This window comes from Brachybacterium hainanense (assembly GCF_042434575.1).
In the GTDB taxonomy this organism is placed as follows: domain Bacteria; phylum Actinomycetota; class Actinomycetes; order Actinomycetales; family Dermabacteraceae; genus Brachybacterium; species Brachybacterium hainanense.
This window is the reverse complement of the sequence record NZ_JBHLSV010000026.1, coordinates 16,335-34,631: the sequence shown is the minus strand read 5'-3', so window position 1 is coordinate 34,631 and position 18,297 is coordinate 16,335. Positions and strand designations below refer to the sequence as shown.

Genomic DNA, 18,297 nt, shown 5'->3' with positions numbered 1-18,297 from the left:
GAGGACGATCCCGGGACGTCCCGGTCGCACGGCCGCACGGCCGCGGCGCCGTCCGATCGCCGCCCGGTCCGCGGCGCGCCCTGCCGCGCTGCTCCTCCCCACGCCCCGCCCGTCCACAGCGGCCGCCCGCGCCCGGCGGGCCGTCCCCCGCCCTGCCTAGAGTCGGCGCCGTCCCCGATCGGCGGGGACGCTCCGGGCCGGGGTCCGGGCGCGGCTCCCGATGGGGACCGGTGCCCATGTCCCTCCCGCACGCAGCGCCCTACGCTGATCGTCGATGCCCTGCCCCGTCCGGCGATCCCGAGATCGGAGTCCTCGCATGTCCTCGATGACCCTCCCCCTGCAGGAGGCCGCGCGCGCCGCCGTCCGCGGCGGCACGCCCCCGCGGGACTGGAACCCTGTCTACCGCGCCCTGGCGGCCGGCGTCGTCGCGGGGGCCGAGGCGGCGGGGACGGCGGGTCCCGCGGACGGCGGGACGCCGGAGGGACCGGAGACGGACGAGAGGACGGACGTGCTGCAGCGACAGCTGTCGGCACGGGCCCTGCTCGTCGTGACGGCCACGCAGGAGGACGGCTCGACGCGGCGCCTGCGGATCGGACTGGCCCCGGACGGCGCGACCTTCGAGTCCTCGCGCGACGGGGAGGACTCGCGCTGGTGGTCGGCGCCGCTTCCTGCGGCCGGGGAGGAGATCCTCGCCCTGCTCGCGGAGGCCGGCGTGCACGGCCCCGCCGCGCTCACCCTCGACGACGCGGCGCCCGCGCTGCGACCGAGTCCCGCGCAGCTCGAGCGGGTGCGCGAGGAGCTCGCTCGCGGAGCGGGTCCCGAGGAGGCGTTCGCCGCGCTCGAGGACCTCGACCCCCGCCTGCGCGACGCGCTGGCGGCCCGCGGGACGCGCCTCGCCCTCTCGCTCACCCTGCACGATCCGCAGGAGGGGCCGGGCGACGCCGCGGCGGCCTCCTTCTCCCGGCTGTGGGTCCGCGGCGCCCTCGGCCTGTACCGCAGCGATGCGGACGGACCGCCCGGGCAGGTGCGTCCTGTCGGCGACGGGGACGTGCTCGGCACGGCCCTGCCGCTCCTCGAGCAGGGCCTGGCCTTCGCCGCCTCCCGCACCACCCGGGGCGGTGCCCGATGAGCGCCTTCTGCGGGATGGACACCGCGCAGGCCCGCGACCATGCCCAGCGGCTGCGCACCGCCTCCGGCGCGGTGGAGGACCTGCGCTCCCGCCTGGACCCCGCGATCCGCTCCGCGACGTGGACCGGCCCCGACGCCGAGGAGTTCCGGCGCCGCTGGACGGAGCTCTCCTCCGGGCCGCTGGGGACGGCGGTCCAGAACCTCGCCGTGCACGGCGACCGTCTGCTGGGCCAGGCCGACCAGCAGGACGTCACCTCCGACGCCGACGGCACCGAGCATGGTCCCCCCGGGAACCCGAGCACCCTCCCGGCCGCGGACGCCGGCGACTCCCACCTCGGCTACCTCCGCGACGACGATCCGTGGCTGCCCGACTGGCTCGAGGGCCCGCTCGAGAACGGCATGGCGCACCTCGCCGGCACGGCCTCGGACCTGATCGGCTGGGGTGTCGACGCCGGGATCGACGCGCTCGAGGGCGGGCTGGGCCTGTTCGGCGTCAACACCGACGGCATCGCCCAGTTCCAGCGGGACGCAGGCCACCTCGGCGGGGTCCTCGAGGACTGGGCGACGGGCCGCCGGGTGCCGACGGTCGCGGAGCTCGGCGCCTCGTCCCTGCTCGCCGCCGGCTCCGGGCTCATCGGCCTCTACGAGGCGGCCACCGGCACGGACACCCCGCTGCTGGACGACCGGCCCGGCGGCATCGTCGACGGCATCACCACGAGCACCGAGCCCGCCCGCAGCCCGCAGACCCTCCAGGACCTGGTCCTCGAGAACAACGGCCTGCGCCGCCGCGGCGAGGAGGCGGTGGCGGCCGGGAACATCGGGATCCAGGAGGTCCGCAGCGCGGACGGTGCCGAGCCCGTGTACATCGTCCAGGTGCCGCCCACGGAGGGCGAGGCGATCACCGACGTGCCCGGCGCCTACGGCGAGCAGGGCAACTCGCGGGACTGGGGCTCGAACCTGCGCCTGGTCGCCGGGCAGCATCCGGCGGCGATGGACGACGTGCAGGCGGCGATGGAGGCAGCCGGCGTGCCGCCGGGCGCGCGCGTCATGCTGGTGGGGCACTCGCAGGGCGGGATCATCGCCAACCAGCTGGCCGCGGACCCCGGATTCAACAACGCCTCCGGCGCGCCCGGCACCTACGACATCACCCACACCTTCTCCGTCGGATCGCCCGTGCAGACGGTCGTGCCGGCCCAGTCCACGACGGAGTCGGTCAACGTCCACCACGGGTTCGGTCTGGGCCCGGGCGGGGTGAGCGGCGACCTGATCCCCCGTCTGGACCTCGACGGCCTGCAGGTGGACGGCGGGACGCTCGGCGCCCCGAACCGGCACGAGGTCTCCCTGCCCGGCTACCCGGTCCCCTCCCTCGACCCCGTGCGGATCCTGGAGTCCAACCACGACTCGGTGGGGCTGAACGGCGAGGCCGATGCCGGATACGCCGGCTCGGTCGCCGACGCGACCGCGACCGATCCCACTCTCTCGGCCCTGCAGCGCGACCTCACGGGCGTGTACATCGGCCAGGGCACCTACGTCGCGCGCTCGACCGTCGTCTCCGTCGGGCGCGGGGAGCCCTGATCCGCCTCCGGCACCCGCTCAGGCGAAGTCCGACAGGCTGACGCGGCCCGTCCGGGTGCGCTCGGCCTCGAGATCCGGGCGCAGGTCCCAGACGGAGTAGGCGGTGCCGGCGGCGTCGTGCAGGGCGATCGGGTCGACGGCGCGGCTGAGCAGGTCCTCGGCGTCGCGGCGCTCGCGCACGGCCCCCACCAGCGCGGACATGACGCCGTCGAAGATCTCCAGCGCCGCGGGACGATCGGCGGCATCGGTCTGCACCTCGCCACGGATGATCCGCCGGAACTCCGCCTCGGTGGCCTGCTCGAGGGATGCGGAGGTCACGCCGTCCACGCCCTCGGCGGCGGCGGTGAGCGCGGAATCGAGCGAGCCCCCGCCCAGCCCGCAACCGCTGAGACCGGCGGCGGCCGCCGCCAGGGCTCCGAAGATCGTCCGCCTGCTCACCATGCCCAGCTCCTCGCCGCCTGCTCCCGTGCCGCGCGGCCGGGTCCATGTCCGGTGCCAGCATGCCATCCGCCGCCCGGACGCGGAGCGCGCCGGGCCGTCCCTGGGGACGACCCGGCGCATGCCGACGGGGCCGCGCGGCAGCAGATCCGCGGCGGGGCCGCGAGGCGCGGCGCCGGGCGGGCGCCGCGGATCAGCGTCCGATCACCGGCGCGTCACCGAGACGGTGACGGAGCCGCCGGAGACCTTCTCCGTCGCCGCGTGGGCGCCCTCGGCCGGAGCGGCCGGTACGGCCACCTCGAGCGCGAGCACCTCGGCGGCGACCAGCTCCCGGTGCGCGGCGACCGCGGCGACCACCGACGGGTCGCCGTCCACGGTCAGACGGATCCGGTCCGAGACGTCGAGTCCGGCCTCGCGGCGGGCGGCCTGGATGGCGCGGACCACGTCGCGGGCCACACCCTCCGCCTCCAGCTCGGGGCTGACCCGGGTGTCCAGCACGAGGAACTCGCCGCCGCGCAGCACGCCGATCGCCCGGCCCTCCGCGGCCGCGTCGGAGCCGGCCACCAGCTCGAGGACGTACTCGCCCGGGACGAGCGCGAGCCCGCCCGCGGTCACGGTGCCGTCCTCGGCGACGCTCCAGTCCCCGCTCTTGGCGCCCTTGATCGCGAGCTGCACCTGCTTGCCCAGGCGGGGGCCCGCGGCGCGCGCGTTCACGCTGAGCCGCTGCTCGACGCCCATGCCGCGCGCCTCCTCGCCGGAGACGTCCAGCAGGCGCACCGCCTTCACGTTGAGCTCATCGGCGATGATCGCCGCGAAGGGCTCGAGCTGCTCGGGCGCCTCGCGCACCACGGTCAGCTCCGCGAGCGGCAGGCGGGCCCGCAGACCCTCCTTCTTGCGCAGGGCGTTCGCGGCGCTGGCGACCTGGCGCACCTCGTCCATGCGGGCGACCAGGTCGTCCTCGCGCGGGAACAGGTCCGCATCGGGCCAGTCGGTCAGATGCACGGAGCGCCCGCCGGTCATCTGCTGCCAGATGTCCTCGGCCACCATCGGCAGCAGCGGGGAGATGACGCGGGTGAGGGTCTCCAGGCAGGTCCACAGCACGTCGATCGCCTGCTCGTCGCCCTCCCAGAAGCGGTCGCGGGAGCGGCGCACGTACCAGTTGGTGAGCATGTCCAGGTAGTCCTGGATGCTCTCGGCGGCATCGGCGATCGCCAGCTCGGTCAGCTGCTCCTTCACGGTCCGCACCAGGTCGCCGGTGCGGGCGAGGAGGTAGCGGTCCATGACGTCGTCCGCCTCGTACCGGGGTGAGCCCTCGCAGCCGGTCGGCCGGCCCTGCGCGTCCTTCTCCCCCGCCGCGTTCGCGTACAGGGCCAGGAAGTACCACACGCTCCACAGGGGCAGCACGGTCTGGCGGACGGCGTCGCGGATCCGCGGCTCGTCGACGATGAGGTTCCCGCCGCGCAGGATCGGCGAGGACATGAGGAACCAGCGCATCGCATCGGCGCCGTAGGCGTCGAACATCTCGCGCACGTCAGGGTAGTTGCGCAGGGACTTGGACATCTTCTGCCCGTCCTCGCCCAGCACGATCCCGTGGCAGATCACGCTGGAGAACGCGGGCCGGTCGAACAGCGCGGTCGCGAGCACGTGCATGAGGTAGAACCAGCCGCGGGTCTGCCCGATGTACTCGACGATGAAGTCCGCCGGGTTGTGGGTCTCGAACCACTCCTGGTTCTCGAAGGGGTAGTGGACCTGGGCGAACGGCATCGACCCGGAGTCGAACCACACGTCGAACACGTCGGTGACGCGGCGCATCGTGGATCGTCCCGTGGGGTCGTCGGGGTTCGGGCGGGTGAGCTCGTCGATGTAGGGACGATGCAGGTTGACCTCGCCCAGCTCGTCGGTGGGCACGCGGCCGAAGTCGGCCTCGAGCTCCGCGAGGGACCCGTACACGTCCGTGCGCGGGTAGTTGGCATCGTCGCTCTTCCACACCGGGATCGGCGTGCCGAAGTAGCGGTTGCGGGAGATCGCCCAGTCCCGGGCTCCTTCGAGCCACTTCCCGAACTGGCCGTCCTTGACGTTCCCGGGCACCCAGGTGATCTGGTCGTTGAGCTCGAGCATGCGCTCGCGCTGGTCGGCGACCTTCACGAACCAGGAGCCCACGGCCTTGTAGATCAGCGGGTTCCGGCAGCGCCAGCAGTGCGGATACGAGTGGACGTAGCTGGTCTCCTTGAACAGCCGCGACATCCGGGAGAGGTTGCGGATGATAGGGCGGTTCGCCTCGAAGACCTGCAGCCCGGCGATCTCGTCGAGCTCGGTGCCGCGGAAGTAGTCCAGGAACTGGGCGCCGTCGTCGACCGAGAGGATGACGGGGATGCCGTAGGCGGCGTTGACCTTCTGGTCCTCCTCGCCGTAGGCCGTGGCCTGGTGGACCACGCCCGTGCCGTCGCCGGTGGAGACGTACTCGGCGACCGTGATGATCCACGCGTTCTGCGTGCCCCACGTCTCGCGGTCGGCGGAGTAGACGTCCCACAGCGGCGCATACGCGACGTGCTCGAGCTCGGTGCCGGCGAAGCGGCGAGGCGCGGCGGCCGCCTCCGCGGCAGCCGCGTCCTCGTAGCCGAGCTCCTTCGCGTGGGTGCCGATCAGCGCCGCCGCGAGCAGGAAGGCTCCTTCCCCCGCGGCGGTGCCGTCGGCCGCGCCGAGCGGCCCGGCGGGGACGGTCACGTACTCGATCTCCGGGCCCACGGCGAGGGAGAAGTTCGTGGGCAGCGTCCAGGGGGTCGTCGTCCAGGCGAGGGCCTTGACGCCGGCGAGGCCCAGCTCCTGCGCCTTCTCGCCCACCAGCGGGAAGGTCACCACGACCGAGGGGTCCTGGCGGTCCTGGTAGACGTCCTCGTCCATGCGCAGCTCGTGGCTGGACAGGACGGTCTCGTCCTTCCAGCAGTAGGGCATCACGGAGTAGCCCTCGTAGGCGCGGCCCTTGTCGTGCAGGGTCTTGAAGGCCCACAGCACCGACTCCATGAAGGTGGGGTCGAGGGTCTTGTAGTCGTTCTCGAAGTCGACCCAGCGGGCCTGGCGGGTGACGTACTCCTCCCACTCCTTGGTGTACTTCAGCACGGAGGCGCGGGCGGCGGCGTTGAACTGCTCCACGCCCATCGCCTCGATCTCGGACTTCTCGGTCATGCCCAGCTCGCGCATGGCCTCGAGCTCCGCGGGCAGACCGTGGGTGTCCCAGCCGAAGCGGCGGTCGACCCTGTTGCCGATCATGGTGCGGAAGCGCGGGACGACGTCCTTGACGAAGCCGGTGAGCAGATGCCCGTAGTGCGGGAGGCCGTTGGCGAAGGGCGGGCCGTCGTAGAAGACGAACTCCTCGCAGCCCTCGCGCTGGGCGATCGAGGCCCGGAAGGTGTCGTCGAGGCGCCAGAACTCCTGGATGCGGTTCTCGAGCGCAGGAAGGTTCGGCGAGGGGACGAGGGGGGATCCGTTCTTCGGATACGCCATGGGGACCTCCGGGGCGGTGGCGGACAGCTGCTGTCCCGAGGACGCCTGCGGCGCGGTACCACCTCGGTTGGCTCCGGGCCCGCGGCGAAGCGCGGGCACGGGGCCCCCTTGTTCCTCAGCTGTGACGGGCTGGTCCCGGCGGGTTCTACTGGGCGGTCCGTGCGGTCCCGCCGTTCTTCCCGCGGCTCTCCGGTGATGGCCGGGTCGATGCCGATGCCGCCCATGATACGCGTCGGCCGCCGCCTCCCCGCGTCGTGCTCGTCACGTGCCGTCGGCGTCGGCGCGCGGGATCCGGGCGGTGAACACGGTCCGTCCCGGCCGGGAGGCGACGGCGATGTCCCCGCCGTGCGCGGTGAGGATCGCCTGCACGATCGGCAGACCCAGCCCCGCGGTCCCCTCCCCGCCCGATCGTGCCCGGTCGGCACGCGTGAAGCGGCCGAACACATCGCCCTGCACGGACGACGAGATGCCGGGGCCGTCGTCGGCGAGCTCGAGGACGGCGCGTCCCTCCTCGGAGCGCAGCCGGGCCTGCACGATCGTTCCCGGGGGCGTGTGCTTGCGGGCGTTGGAGAGCAGGTTCGCGAGCACCTGGGCGAGCTGGCGCGGATCCCCGAGCACCTCGACGGGCTCGTCCGGAAGGTCGAGCCTCCAGGTATGGGCCGGCGCGGTGACCCTCGCGTCCATCACCGCCTCGACGAGCAGCTCCCCCATGTCCAGGCGCTCCTGCTCGCGGGGGGCGCCGTCGTCGAGCCGGGCCAGCAGGAGGAGATCCTCGACCAGCGAGGTCATCCGAGCCGACTGCGCCTCGACGCGGTCCAGGGCCTCGGCGCCGCCGCCGGTGAGCGTCTCGGTCAGCCGCAGCAGATCCGTGTAGCCGCGGATCGCGGTGAGAGGAGTGCGCAGCTCATGGGAGGCATCGGCGATGAATCGACGCATCCGCTCCTCGGAACGGTGACGGACCTCGAGGGCCCCGTCGACGGTCTCGAGCAGGGCGTTCAGGGCCCTGCCCACCTCCCCGACCTCGCCGCCGCCGCGGGCGATCTCCGGGGGGACGCGCGCGGTGACGGCGACCTCCCCCCGGTCGAGGGGCATGTCGGCGACGCGGGTCGCGACCTGGGCGACGCCCTCGAGGGGCCGGAGGCTCCGGCGCACGAGCCACGAGCCGACGAGGCCCGTTCCCGCGAGGGCGCCGAGCGAGACCAGGACGAGGGTCAGGTCGAGACGTGCGATCGTGCGGTCCGCACCCGCGGTGCTGATGCCGGTCACGAAGGTGTCGTCCTGCACGGCGCGGATCCGGTAGGTGCCGATCCCCAGGTCGACATCGCGGTCATCGGCGCCCCCCTCGGCGGAGGCGAGGGCGCGCTCGAGCGCCGCGAGGTCGGCGGGGCCGAGGTCGCGCAGCGTGCCGTCGGCATCGCGCCAGGCTCCCCGCACGGCGCGGCCGTCCTGGAGGACCGCGCCGAGGAGGAACTCGCCCTGCCCCGGCGCATCGAGGAAGGCCAGCTCATCGGGTCCCGCGCCCGGCTGGGGGCCGGGCCCGCGGGAGACGGTGCGATCCAGCTGGGCGTCGAGCTGGGCGTCGAGCTGGGTGCGCAGGGAGAGATGGGTGGTGACCGCCACGATCACGAGGACGCTCGCGAGCGCCGCGAGCAGCACCGCCACGAGAGCGGTGCGCAGGGTGGGCCGTCCGCGCGCCGGGCGGGCCGCCTCGCTCATGCGGGCCTCAGCACGTACCCCGCGCCGCGGACGGTGTGGATCATCGGCTCCCGGCCGGCGTCGATGCGCTTGCGGAGGTAGGAGATGTACAGCTCGACGATGTTCGCCTGCCCGCCGAAGTCGTAGTTCCAGACGGCATCGAGGATCTGCGGCTTGGACAGCACCCGCTGCGGGTTCTCCATGAGGTACTGCAGGAGCTGGTACTGGGTCGCGGTGAGCGCGACCGGCTCCCCGCCGCGGACGACCTCGTGGGTGTCGAGGTTCATCACCAGATCCCCGACGATCAGCTCCTGCGAGGACTGCGAGGTCACGCCGGAGCGCAGCACAAGCCGATGCAGGCGCAGCAGCACCTCCTCCATCGCGAAGGGCTTGGTGACGTAGTCGTCGGCCCCGGCGGCGAGCCCTCCGATCCGGTCCTGCGGCGCATCCATCGCCGTGAGCAGGAGCGCCGGGATCTCCGGCTGGAACGCGCGCACACGGCGCAGGACCTCGACCCCGTCGATGCCGGGGAGCATGCGGTCGAGCACGAGCACGTCGGGCCTCAGCTCCCGGGCGATCCGCACCGCCTCGAGACCGTCGGCGACGAGGGTCGTGTCCCAGCCGACCATCTGCAGCGGGAAGCGCAGCAGATCCGCGATCGTGGGCTCGTCCTCGACGACGAGCACGCGCACGGCGGTCCCATCGGGCCTGCTGAGGCGTGGAAGGGCGGCGAGCGCGGCGGCGGGGTTCTCGGTCATCATGGCTGCTTCCTGGACGGGCCGGGGAGGGTCCTCGAAGCGTAGCCCGCGGCTCGGGCCGCTCCGCCGTCGCCGCGGGGCGGCACAGGAACCGCACAGGCGGCCCCTCCCCGGTGCACAGCCGCGATGGGCGGTCGTGATCGCCGCCGTGACCCGCGTCCCAGGCCGCCTCCGCCCCGCAGGTCACGCACGTACGATCGGGAGTCGGGCCGGGCACCCGGCCCATGCTGCGAAGTGAAGGATGGATGATGTCGCTGTTCGGAGAGCCGTTCACCGCGAAGGCGCTCAAGTCCGGGATCACCGTCGAGGTCGAGGAGGGCCAGTCCCTCCTGCAGGCCCTGCTCGACGCGGGCATCAGCATGGACTATTCCTGCGAGGGCGGCGTGTGCGGGACCTGCGTCGTGCCGCTGGTCTCCGGCGAGGTCGAGCACATGGACGAGTTCCTCATGGAGGACGAGCAGGAGACCCAGATGATCACCTGCGTCTCCCGCGGGGTCGGGGAGATCGAGATCGACGTCTGAGGCTGCGAGGAGGATACGCGGGTCCGGCGATCAGTCGTCCCGCGCGGCCAGGCGCAGCGCTCCTTCGACGGGTTCCGCGGCCTCCAGCACCCGCAGCCCCCGCTCCGCCAGCCCGGCGCGCACCGCGGCGGACACGGTCGCATTGCGGGTGAGCACGGAGCCGACCAGCACGATCTCCTCGGCGCCGGCCAGGTCGCCGTCCTCCTCGCGGCGCACCGCGTCGACCTTCGCGATCAGCTCCCGGGAGGCCTCGGCGAGGATCTCCTGTGCGACGGGATCCGTCGCGCAGCCCTCGGTGAGCGGAGCGAACGCCCCCCAGGCCGCGGGGGCGAGCGGGTGGATCGCGGCGATCAGCGCCTGTCGCGGATCCTCCGCTCCGTCCGGCGCGATCCCCAGACGGGAGAGCACCGCGGCGGTGAGAGCGCTCGCGGGCCCGCGAGCATCGAGATCGGCGGCCGCCGCCTGCAGGACCCGCCGACCGATCCACACCCCGGAACCGGTGTCGCCCAGCAGCCAGCCCATCCCGTCGACGCGGCGGCAGGGCACGAAGTCCCGGTAGCGCACGGCCGCGGATCCGGTCCCGCCCAGCAGCAGCAGCCCGGAGCCGCCCGCGCTGCCGGCGGCGAAGGCGGTGATCTGGTCGTCGGTGACGGTCACATGCTGCGGCAGGAGTCCGATCCCGGCGAGCGCAGAGCGCACCAGCTGCTCGACCTGGGCATGATGCGCGGGTCCCGCACCGGCTATCCCGAGCGCCGCTCGCACCGGGACCCGTCTCGGATCGATGCCCGCCGCGACGAGCACCTCCTGCACGGTCGTCCTGAGCCCGGCCAGCGCGCCGTCCCCGGTGGAGTTCACGTTGAACCCGGCGCCCTCGGCGGCGGCCAGCAGCCGTCCGTCGCGGTCCCGGACCCGTACGCGGGCCCGGGTCGCGCCCACGTCGGCGCCCAGCAGGAGCGCGGCGGAGGGATCCGAGGTCGGTGATCTCATGCGCACAGATGCTAGCTTTCACCCAGCACAGCGCATCGACGGAGCGCCGCGCGGACCTGTCGCGCTCCGCCTCCCTACGCCGAAAGGCCCCCGATGACCGACATGCCGGACCTGATCGCGCTCTCCTCCCCGACCGAGGAGCGCAATCCCGCGACGACGGACCTCGACACCCTGCCGTCCGCGGAGCTGACGTGGAGGATCCTCGGCGCGGACGCCCAGGTGATCACGGCGGTGCAGGCTCTGGCCGTACCGCTCGCCGCGCTCGTGGACGCCTGCGTGGCCGCGATCGTCGCGGGCGGCACCGTGCACTACGTCGGCGCCGGCACCTCCGGGCGTCTCGCGGTCCTGGACGCGGCCGAGCTCGCCCCGACCTTCAACGCAGGGCCGGAGCTGTTCCGGGCGCACCTCGCCGGAGGGCCCGAAGCCATGCTCCACGCGGTCGAAGGGGCGGAGGACTCCTCGGATCTGGGCGCGGCGCTGATCGCGGAGCACTGCGGCCCCGATGACCTGGTGATCGGCCTGGCCGCCTCCGGCCGTACCCCCTTCGTGGGCGGCGCCCTCGCGGCCGCGCGGGAACGAGGCCTGGTCACGGGCCTGATCTCGGCGAACCCGCAGGCGAGCCTCGCGACGCTCGCGGATCATGCGCTGCTGGCCGACGTGGGTCCCGAGGTCGTCACCGGCTCGACCCGGATGAAGGCGGGGACGGCGCAGAAGCTGCTGCTGAACGCGCTGTCGACGGCGACGATGGTGCGCCTGGGCAAGACCTACTCGAACCTCATGATCGACGTGCGCCCGAGCAACGAGAAGCTGGTGGCCCGCACGGTGCGGATGCTGGTGCAGGCCAGCGGCGTCGATGCCGCGGAGGCGGGCCGGGTCCTGGAGGAGGCCGGCGGCAGCGTGAGGGTGGCGCTGATCGCGCTGCTCGCCGGGTCCGATGCGGCCGCAGCCCGGGAGGCCGCGGACCGGTTCGCCCCGGATGCGGCCCGGATCGGCGATCCCGCCGGGATCCGGGCGGCGGTCGCGTCTCTCGGCACGGCAGGATGACCACGGTCCCGGGCGACGCTCCGGCGAGGCCGGAGGTGGTGTGCCTCTGCGGCTCCCTGCGCTTCGCCCCGGAGATGGCCGCGGCGGCATGGGAGCTGAGCCTTGCAGGATCCATCGTCCTGGCACCCGGCCTCGCTCCGGACGGCGGAGCGGAGCTCACCGCGGAGCAGAGGTCCGCTCTGGGCGTGCTGCATCTGCGGCGGATCGACCTGGCCGACCGTGTCCTCGTCGTGAACCCGGGAGGCTACCTGGGCGAGTCCGTGCGACAGGAGATCGCCTATGCCCGCGCCGCGGGGACGCCGGTCTCGTTCACCGATCCGGTGTGAGCATCAGCCCCGGGAGCGATCCGGACCGGCGAGGTGCCAGGCCGCCCCGAGCAGGGCGAGGACGGCGCCCGCGGCGCCGAGGGCGAGCGGCAGCGGCATCGTCGGACCGGTGAGCAGGACCCACAGGACGATGAGCCCCGCGAAGGCCACGATGGACACGAACGTCGCCGGACGCCCCTCACGAGGGGCGCGGCGGCTGCGATCGCTGCGGGAGGAGGCGTGCGTCATGGTCGACATGCCCCTACCCTCCCCCGGCGACGGGCCCGGCGGCATCATCCGGGGAGCGCGAACGACTACGACGTTCGGAGGGTCCTCGTCAGGTCCGGCTCATCCCTGGGGGTGAGCCCCCGTCGCCGTGCCCTCTCCGCGGGCGTCGGCGGCGGCGAGGCCCGCGAAGACCCCGCCCGCGGCGAGGAGCTCCTCGTAGGTGCCGCGCTCGAGGATGCGGCCGTGCTCCAGAACGATGATCTGGTCGGCGTGGCGGACGGTCGAGAGCCGGTGCGCGATCGAGATGGTGGTCCGCCCTCGGCTGAGGGCGTCGAGGGCGCCGGACATCGCGCGTTCCGTCGCGGTGTCCAGCGCGCTGGTCGCCTCGTCCAGCAGCAGGACCGGCGGGTCGCGCAGGATCGTGCGGGCCAGCGCCAGACGCTGCTTCTCGCCGCCGCTGAAGCGGTAGCCGCGCTCGCCGACGACCGTCGCGTAGCCGTCCGGGAGCGCCGCGATGTGCTCGTGGATCTGGGCGATGCGACAGGCGGCGACGAGGTCCTCGTCGCTCGCCTCGGGGGCCGCGAAGCGGAGGTTCTCGGCGATGCTCGCGTGCAGCAGGTACGTCTCCTGGGTGACGACGCCGATCGCGGCGGCGAGCGACTCCATCGTGACCTCGCGCAGGTCGTGGCCGTCCAGGGTGATCCGGCCGGAGCTCGGATCGTAGAGGCGGACCATGAGGTAGCCGGTGCTGGTCTTGCCGGAGCCGGTCGCCCCGACGAGCGCGGTGTGGGTGCCCGGCTCGACTGTCAGGTTGATGCCCCGCAGGGACGGCGCCTCGGCCCCCGGGTAGGTGAAGGTGACGTCCTGCATCCGCAGCTCCCCGCGCACCTGCCGGGGGTCGAGGGCGATCGCATCGGGCGCATCGGAGATGGTGATCGGCGCGTCGAGATACTCGAAGACGCGGGTGAACAGGGCGAGGGAGGCGTTGACCTGCGTCGCGACACGGAGCAGGCCGTTCATCTGCGGGAACAGGCTGGACTGGAGGGCGACGAAGGCGACGAGCGTGCCGATGGACACGCGCGCGTCCCCGCCGAACAGGAGCATGCCGCCCAGCAGGTAGGTCAGCGCCGGGATGATCGCCAGCAGCACCCCGTACAGGCCCTGGTGCCAGCGCCCGGCCATCTCGGACTCGATCTCGAGGTCGGCGAGATCCCGGGAGTCCCCGGCGAAGCGGTCGGTGAGCGCCGTGGTGCGGCCCATCGTGGTCGCCAGCAGCACCCCCGAGACGCTGAGGGACTCCTGGATCCCGGCGGAGAGGTCCGCGGCCTTCGCTTGGCGGCGGGCGACGACGGCGCGGCGTCGCCTGCCCACGCGCCGGTTCATCCACACCGCTATCGGCAGGGTGATCAGGGAGAACAGCGTCAGGCGCCAGTCCATGGCGATCATCGCGAGGACCGCGACGACGATGCCTGCGACGGAGGAGACGATCTGGGTCATCACGGTCGTGACGACGGCCTGCATCGAGCCGATGTCGGAGAAGATGCGGGACTGGACCTCTCCGGTGCGGGTCCGGGTGAAGAACCCCAGGCCCATCTGCTGCAGGTGCCCGTACACGGCGACGCGGAGGTCGTGCATGACGGCCTGGCCCACACGGGTGGAGAGCATCGCCTGGAGGACGCCGAGGGCCGCGCCGACGACGGTGACGCCCACGAGCCCGGCGACGCAGGCGCCCAGCAGGTCCAGGCGCTGCTGCGGGAGGGCGACGTCGACGATCTCCCGGATCAGGAAGGGAGAGACGACCCCGGCGCCCGCGCCGAGGCCGATGAGCAGCCCGACCAGCGCGAGCGTGGGCCGGTAGTCGCGGAACAGCCGCAGCACCCGGCGGACGTCCGCCTTCTGCCCCGGGGCCAGGCGGAGGTCCGAGGGGAGACCCCGGCCCATCCCACCGGGGCCGCCGTGGGTCACAGGCCCCGGTTCCGGGCGACCTTGTGCGCCGCGGCCTGCGCGAGCGGGCGGATCGTGACGAGATCGAGGTTCACGTGCTGGGGGGCGTTCAGGGCGTAGGCGATGACGTCGGCGCAGTCCTGGGCGGTCAGCGGATGCTCCACGCCGTCGTACACCTTCGCGGCGGCCTCGGCGTCGCCCAGGCGGACCAGGGAGAACTCCTCGGTGCGCACCATGCCGGGGGCGATCTCGATGACGCGGATCGGCTCCCCGTTCAGCTCGAGCCGCAGGGCATCCGCGATCATGTGCTGCCCGGCCTTGGCCGCGTTGTAGCCGGAGCCGTTCTCGTAGGCGACCTGCGCGGCGGTCGAGGACAGGATGAGGATGCTGCCGCGGCCGCTCGCCCGCAGCGCCGGCAGCAGGGCCTTCGTGACCCGGGCGGTGCCGGCGACGTTGGTGTCGTACATGCGCTGCCAGGCGTCGAGGTCGGCCGCGCCGACGGGCTCGAGGCCGAAGGCGCCGCCGGCGATGTGCAGGACGGCATTGAGCTCCCCGTCGAACAGCTCCTGGACCCGTGCGGAGAGCGCGTCGACGCTCCCCTGGTCCGTGACGTCGACGCCGAGGGTCTCCACCCCGGTGTCCGCGGCGAGCTCGGCGAGACGGTCCTCGCGGCGGGCCACGGCGAGGACGCGCCAGCCGTCCGCGGCGAGGCGCGCGGCGCTCGCGCGGCCGATCCCGGAGGACGCTCCGGTGACGACGGCGGTCAGGGGCTTCGGGGCGGGAGCGGCGTGGGGGGAGGTCATGGATCCGAGGATACGTCGCGGATGCGACATGGCACCGCGGATGCGACATGGCACCGCGGATGCGACATGGCACCGCGCATGCGCCACGATGGTCCGATGACCGTCTCTCCCGCTTCCGCATCGACCGTCCTGTTCGACCTGGACGGCACGCTGGTCGACTCGATCGGCGTGATCCTGTCCTCCTACCGGCATACGCTGGCCCGCTTCGGGATCGAGGGGGTCCCGGAGCCGGTGGTGCGCAGCTGGATCGGCCGAGCCCTGGAGGACTCCTTCCGGGACGTGGCGGGAGGTGACGCGTCCGCGGCCGCGGCCATGGCGGCGACCTACCGCGAGCACAACATCGCCCATCATGATGCGGCGGTCGCCGCCTATCCGGGCGCCGTCGCGCTGGTGGGCCGGCTGCGGGCGGGAGGACGCCGCGTGGGGATCGTGACCTCGAAGGGCGGGAGCCTCGCGCGGCGAGGTCTCGAGCTGACCGGCTTCGGGGTCGTGGACGTGCTCGTCGCGAAGGAGGACACGCGCGCCCACAAGCCCGATCCGGAGCCGCTGCAGCATGCGCTGGCGATGCTCGACGCAGGACCCGGGGAGGCCGTCTACGTCGGGGACGCGGCGACGGACCTGCAGGCCGCGGAGGCGGCGGGCATGCCGGGCATCGGCGTGACCTGGGGCGCGGGGGCCCGCGCCGACCTGGAGGCCCGCTCCCCCGTCGCCGTGGTCGACACGGTCGCCGCGCTCGCTGCGATCCTGCGGGCCTGAACCGTGCGGGTCACCAGGTGCTCTCCTCGTCGGTGCGGTGGTCCTCCGGCTCGATCTGCAGGGTCGCGTGGTCCAGTCCGTGCTTCTCGCGCAGCACCTGGTGGGCGGCGTCGAGGACGCCATGCGAGTCCGCCTCCGCGCGGATGCGCAGGTGCGCGGTGATCACGTCCATGCCGGAGGTCAGGGTCCACAGATGGAGGTCGTGGACCTCGAGCACCTCCGGCACCGCGGCGAGGTCCGCCTCGACCCGGGCGGGGTCGAGGCGGCGCGGGGTCTCCTGGCCCAGCACGACGAGGACGTCGCGGCCCAGCATGACGGCTCGGACGGCGACGAAGGCGCCGATCGCCAGGGCGACGGCGGTGTCCCAGGCGGCGCTGCCCGTGGCGGTCACGAGCACGCCCGCGGCGATCACGCCGAGGGAGCCGACGGTGTCGGCGACGACCTCGAGGTAGGCGCCCTTGAGATTGAGGCTCTCCCCGGCGCCGGCCCGCAGCAGCGCCATCACGACGAGGTTCACGAGGAGCCCGAGCGCGCCGACCACGAGCATGGGGGTGGTGCCGACCTCGGCGGGCGAACCGATCCGACCGATGGCCTCGATCACGACGAAGGCGGCCACGGCGAGCATGACGAGCACCGCGAAGAGAGACGCGAAGACCTCGATCCGGTAGCGGCCGTAGCTGCGGCGCCCGCTGCGGTCGGGGCGCCCGGCGATGACGGTCGCGCCGAGCGCGGCGGCGAGCGTCAGCACGTCGGCGGCCATGTGCCCGGCGTCGGACAGCAGCGCGAGGGAGCCGGAGAGGAGCGCGGTGACCAGCTCGATCAGGAAGAACCCGCCGATGAGGACGACGGCGAGGGTCAGGCGGCTGCGCCATCGGGCGGCCGCGGAGCCGGAGCGCTCGGAGGGAGCGGGCCCGTGGGAGTGCCCGCCGCTCATGCGTGGGCTCCGTCCTCGTGCGCAGCAGCCGCGGCGTGGTCCGGGGCGGCGTGCGAGATGTGCGCGAGGGCGACCTCCAGGAGGGTGCGCACGTGCGGGTCGGCGAGCGCGTAGTACACGCGGCGGCCCTCGCGACGGGAGGAGACCACCCGGTGGGCGCGCAGGAGCTTCAGGGCGTGGGAGGCCGAGGAGTCGGACTGCTCGGAGGCCTCGGCGAGCTCGTGGACGCTGCGCTCCGCCTCGAGCAGGGCGATCAGCAGGCGCAGGCGCCCGGGCTCGCCGAGGAGCGAGAAGACATCGGCCATGTCTCGCACCTCCTCATATGAATAAGTGTTCATATGAACAAGGTACGCAACGTGACGTCGGGGTTCAACCCCTCCTGCCGCCGCGCCTCAGATGCCGTGCACCTCGTGCGTCCCGGCCGCCGGGAGCGGATCGATCCGGCCCCGGCTCAGCCGCGTCATCACCGCGGCGATCGCCCCGTCCCCGGTCACGTTCGTGGCCGTGCCGAAGGAGTCGATCGCGATGTACGAGGCGATCATCAGCCCCACCGCCGCCTCCCCGAAGCCCAGCATCGAGGACAGGATCCCCGCGGCCGCCATGATCGCCCCGCCCGGGACGCCGGGGGCGGCGATCATCACCACGCCCAGCATGAGGACGAAGCCGATGAGCACCGGCACCGAGAGCGGCATCCCCGTCACGACCATGATCGCCACCGCGAAGGTCGTGATCTTCAGCGTCGAGCCGGCCAGGTGGATGGTCGCGCACAGCGGGATCACGAAGTCCGCGATCGCCTCCGGGACGCCGTTGCGCTTGGCGCACTCCGCCGTCACCGGGATGGTCGCGGCCGAGGAGCTGGTTCCGAGAGCGGTCATGTACGCCGGGGCCATCGTCCACAGCATGCGCAGCGGATTGCGGCCCATCGCCGCCCCCGCGACCGCGTACTGCAGCAGCAGCACGATCAGCGTCATCGCCAGCACGATGACCACCACCACGAAGAAGGTGCCGATCACGGTCATGATCTGCCCGTTCATCGTGAGGCCCAGGAACATGCCGAAGATGTACAGCGGCAGCAGCGGGATGATGACCGCCTCGATGATCCGCACCACGATCGTGCGGAACTGATCGAAGGACTCGTGGAGGGCGCCTCTCGGCACGAGCGTCAGCCCGATGCCGAGGCAGAACGACAGCACGAGCGCCGTCATCACATCGAGGACCGGAGGGATCTCGAGGGAGAAGAACGGGGCGATCGCCGAGTCCTCGGGGTTCTCGAGCGGGCCGACCTCGGAGCCGGAGAGCAGTCGCGGCAGGAGCAGCAGGGACACGGCGAGCGCGAAGAAGCCGCACAGGATCGTCGAGAGGTAGGCGATGCCCGCGGTCGCGGCGAGCATGCGTCCTGCGCCGCGGCCCAGCTCCCCGATCGCCGGTGCGACGAGTCCGACGATGATCAGCGGGATGAGGAAGCCGAGGAACGCGGAGAAGACGCCGTTGAAGGTCGTGAAGACGCGGGCCGCGGCCTCCGGCAGGACGAGCCCGAGCAGGATGCCGAGGACGATCGCCACCGCGATCCGCGGCAGGAGGCCGAAGCGCGGGCGCGCGAGGGCTTCAGGGGATGAGGACATGGACGGCTCCGTCGGGTCGGGGCCGACCGCGGCCGGCCCGGGGAACAGGACGGTCCAG

At 73.2% G+C, this 18,297-nt stretch carries 17 protein-coding genes; 6 read left to right on the top strand and 11 right to left on the bottom strand.

The features are described 5' to 3' along the window. Positions 1-325 precede the first annotated feature (325 nt). Positions 326-1,129: a hypothetical protein gene (locus ACFFF6_RS16580; protein ID WP_376982598.1), complete on the top strand. Its 804-nt coding sequence runs from the start codon at positions 326-328 to the stop codon at positions 1,127-1,129. Next, positions 1,126-2,703, top strand: coding sequence for a WXG100 family type VII secretion target (locus ACFFF6_RS16575; protein WP_376982597.1), 1,578 nt, complete (start codon positions 1,126-1,128; stop codon positions 2,701-2,703). The genes ACFFF6_RS16580 and ACFFF6_RS16575 overlap by 4 nt, the downstream gene beginning before the upstream one ends. An 18-nt stretch (positions 2,704-2,721) precedes the next feature. Here the strand turns inward: ACFFF6_RS16575 and ACFFF6_RS16570 are convergent, their stop codons facing one another. The 4 genes from ACFFF6_RS16570 to ACFFF6_RS16555 form a co-directional block, all read right to left on the bottom strand. Then, on the bottom strand, positions 2,722-3,144 hold the full coding sequence (locus ACFFF6_RS16570) for a hypothetical protein (RefSeq protein WP_376982596.1): 423 nt from the start codon (positions 3,142-3,144) through the stop codon (positions 2,722-2,724). Positions 3,145-3,345: 201 nt separating this feature from the next. Next, entirely contained in the window at positions 3,346-6,642 is a 3,297-nt protein-coding gene (ileS, locus tag ACFFF6_RS16565; protein ID WP_376982595.1) for an isoleucine--tRNA ligase, read from the bottom strand. A 261-nt stretch (positions 6,643-6,903) separates the two neighbouring features. After that, on the bottom strand, positions 6,904-8,358 hold the full coding sequence (locus ACFFF6_RS16560; protein ID WP_376982594.1) for a sensor histidine kinase: 1,455 nt from the start codon (positions 8,356-8,358) through the stop codon (positions 6,904-6,906). Continuing rightward, positions 8,355-9,098 (bottom strand): response regulator transcription factor, encoded by a 744-nt coding sequence (locus ACFFF6_RS16555; protein ID WP_376982593.1) that lies wholly within the window; start codon positions 9,096-9,098, stop codon positions 8,355-8,357. Before ACFFF6_RS16555 ends, ACFFF6_RS16560 begins: the two co-directional genes overlap by 4 nt. 245 nt (positions 9,099-9,343) lie before the next feature. On the opposite strand from ACFFF6_RS16555, the gene ACFFF6_RS16550 reads away from it, so the two are divergent. Beyond that, complete coding sequence (locus ACFFF6_RS16550; protein WP_376982592.1) at positions 9,344-9,616, top strand: 2Fe-2S iron-sulfur cluster-binding protein; 273 nt, start codon at positions 9,344-9,346, stop codon at positions 9,614-9,616. A gap of 30 nt (positions 9,617-9,646) precedes the next feature. On the opposite strand, the gene ACFFF6_RS16545 is transcribed toward ACFFF6_RS16550, so the two are convergent. Further along, positions 9,647-10,603 carry a BadF/BadG/BcrA/BcrD ATPase family protein gene (locus tag ACFFF6_RS16545; protein ID WP_376982591.1) on the bottom strand — a complete coding sequence of 319 codons (957 nt, stop codon included), beginning with the start codon at positions 10,601-10,603 and terminating at the stop codon, positions 9,647-9,649. A gap of 93 nt (positions 10,604-10,696) precedes the next feature. On the opposite strand from ACFFF6_RS16545, the gene ACFFF6_RS16540 reads away from it, so the two are divergent. Then, a complete protein-coding gene (locus ACFFF6_RS16540; protein ID WP_376982590.1) occupies positions 10,697-11,647 on the top strand; it encodes an N-acetylmuramic acid 6-phosphate etherase in 951 nt (316 codons plus the stop codon). Then, positions 11,644-11,973: a hypothetical protein gene (locus tag ACFFF6_RS16535; protein ID WP_376982589.1), complete on the top strand. Its 330-nt coding sequence runs from the start codon at positions 11,644-11,646 to the stop codon at positions 11,971-11,973. Before ACFFF6_RS16540 ends, ACFFF6_RS16535 begins: the two co-directional genes overlap by 4 nt. Before the next feature lie 3 nt (positions 11,974-11,976). Here the strand turns inward: ACFFF6_RS16535 and ACFFF6_RS16530 are convergent, their stop codons facing one another. The 3 genes from ACFFF6_RS16530 to ACFFF6_RS16520 all read right to left on the bottom strand — a co-directional run bounded on the left by ACFFF6_RS16530 (position 11,977) and on the right by ACFFF6_RS16520 (position 14,927). Further along, positions 11,977-12,210, bottom strand: coding sequence for a hypothetical protein (locus tag ACFFF6_RS16530; RefSeq protein ID WP_376982588.1), 234 nt, complete (start codon positions 12,208-12,210; stop codon positions 11,977-11,979). Between the two features lie 90 nt (positions 12,211-12,300). Then, entirely contained in the window at positions 12,301-14,121 is a 1,821-nt protein-coding gene (locus ACFFF6_RS16525; protein ID WP_376982587.1) for an ABC transporter ATP-binding protein, read from the bottom strand. Positions 14,122-14,141: 20 nt separating this feature from the next. Beyond that, positions 14,142-14,927, bottom strand: a complete 786-nt coding sequence (locus ACFFF6_RS16520) for an SDR family oxidoreductase (protein WP_376982586.1) — start codon at positions 14,925-14,927, stop codon at positions 14,142-14,144. 96 nt (positions 14,928-15,023) lie between these two features. Here ACFFF6_RS16520 and ACFFF6_RS16515 point away from each other — a divergent pair, with 96 nt between their 5' ends. Continuing rightward, the gene (locus ACFFF6_RS16515) at positions 15,024-15,683 is read left to right on the top strand and encodes an HAD family hydrolase (RefSeq protein ID WP_376982585.1); all 660 of its coding nucleotides are present in this window, start codon (positions 15,024-15,026) and stop codon (positions 15,681-15,683) included. A 10-nt stretch (positions 15,684-15,693) separates the two neighbouring features. On the opposite strand, the gene ACFFF6_RS16510 is transcribed toward ACFFF6_RS16515, so the two are convergent. From ACFFF6_RS16510 to ACFFF6_RS16500, 3 genes are read right to left on the bottom strand one after another with little or no spacing between them, the layout of a single operon-like run. Further along, complete coding sequence (locus tag ACFFF6_RS16510; protein WP_376982584.1) at positions 15,694-16,617, bottom strand: cation diffusion facilitator family transporter; 924 nt, start codon at positions 16,615-16,617, stop codon at positions 15,694-15,696. Then, the gene (locus ACFFF6_RS16505; RefSeq protein WP_376982583.1) at positions 16,614-16,955 is read right to left on the bottom strand and encodes an ArsR/SmtB family transcription factor; all 342 of its coding nucleotides are present in this window, start codon (positions 16,953-16,955) and stop codon (positions 16,614-16,616) included. The genes ACFFF6_RS16510 and ACFFF6_RS16505 overlap by 4 nt, the downstream gene beginning before the upstream one ends. A gap of 54 nt (positions 16,956-17,009) precedes the next feature. After that, entirely contained in the window at positions 17,010-18,239 is a 1,230-nt protein-coding gene (locus tag ACFFF6_RS16500; RefSeq protein ID WP_376982582.1) for a dicarboxylate/amino acid:cation symporter, read from the bottom strand. Positions 18,240-18,297 lie beyond the last annotated feature (58 nt).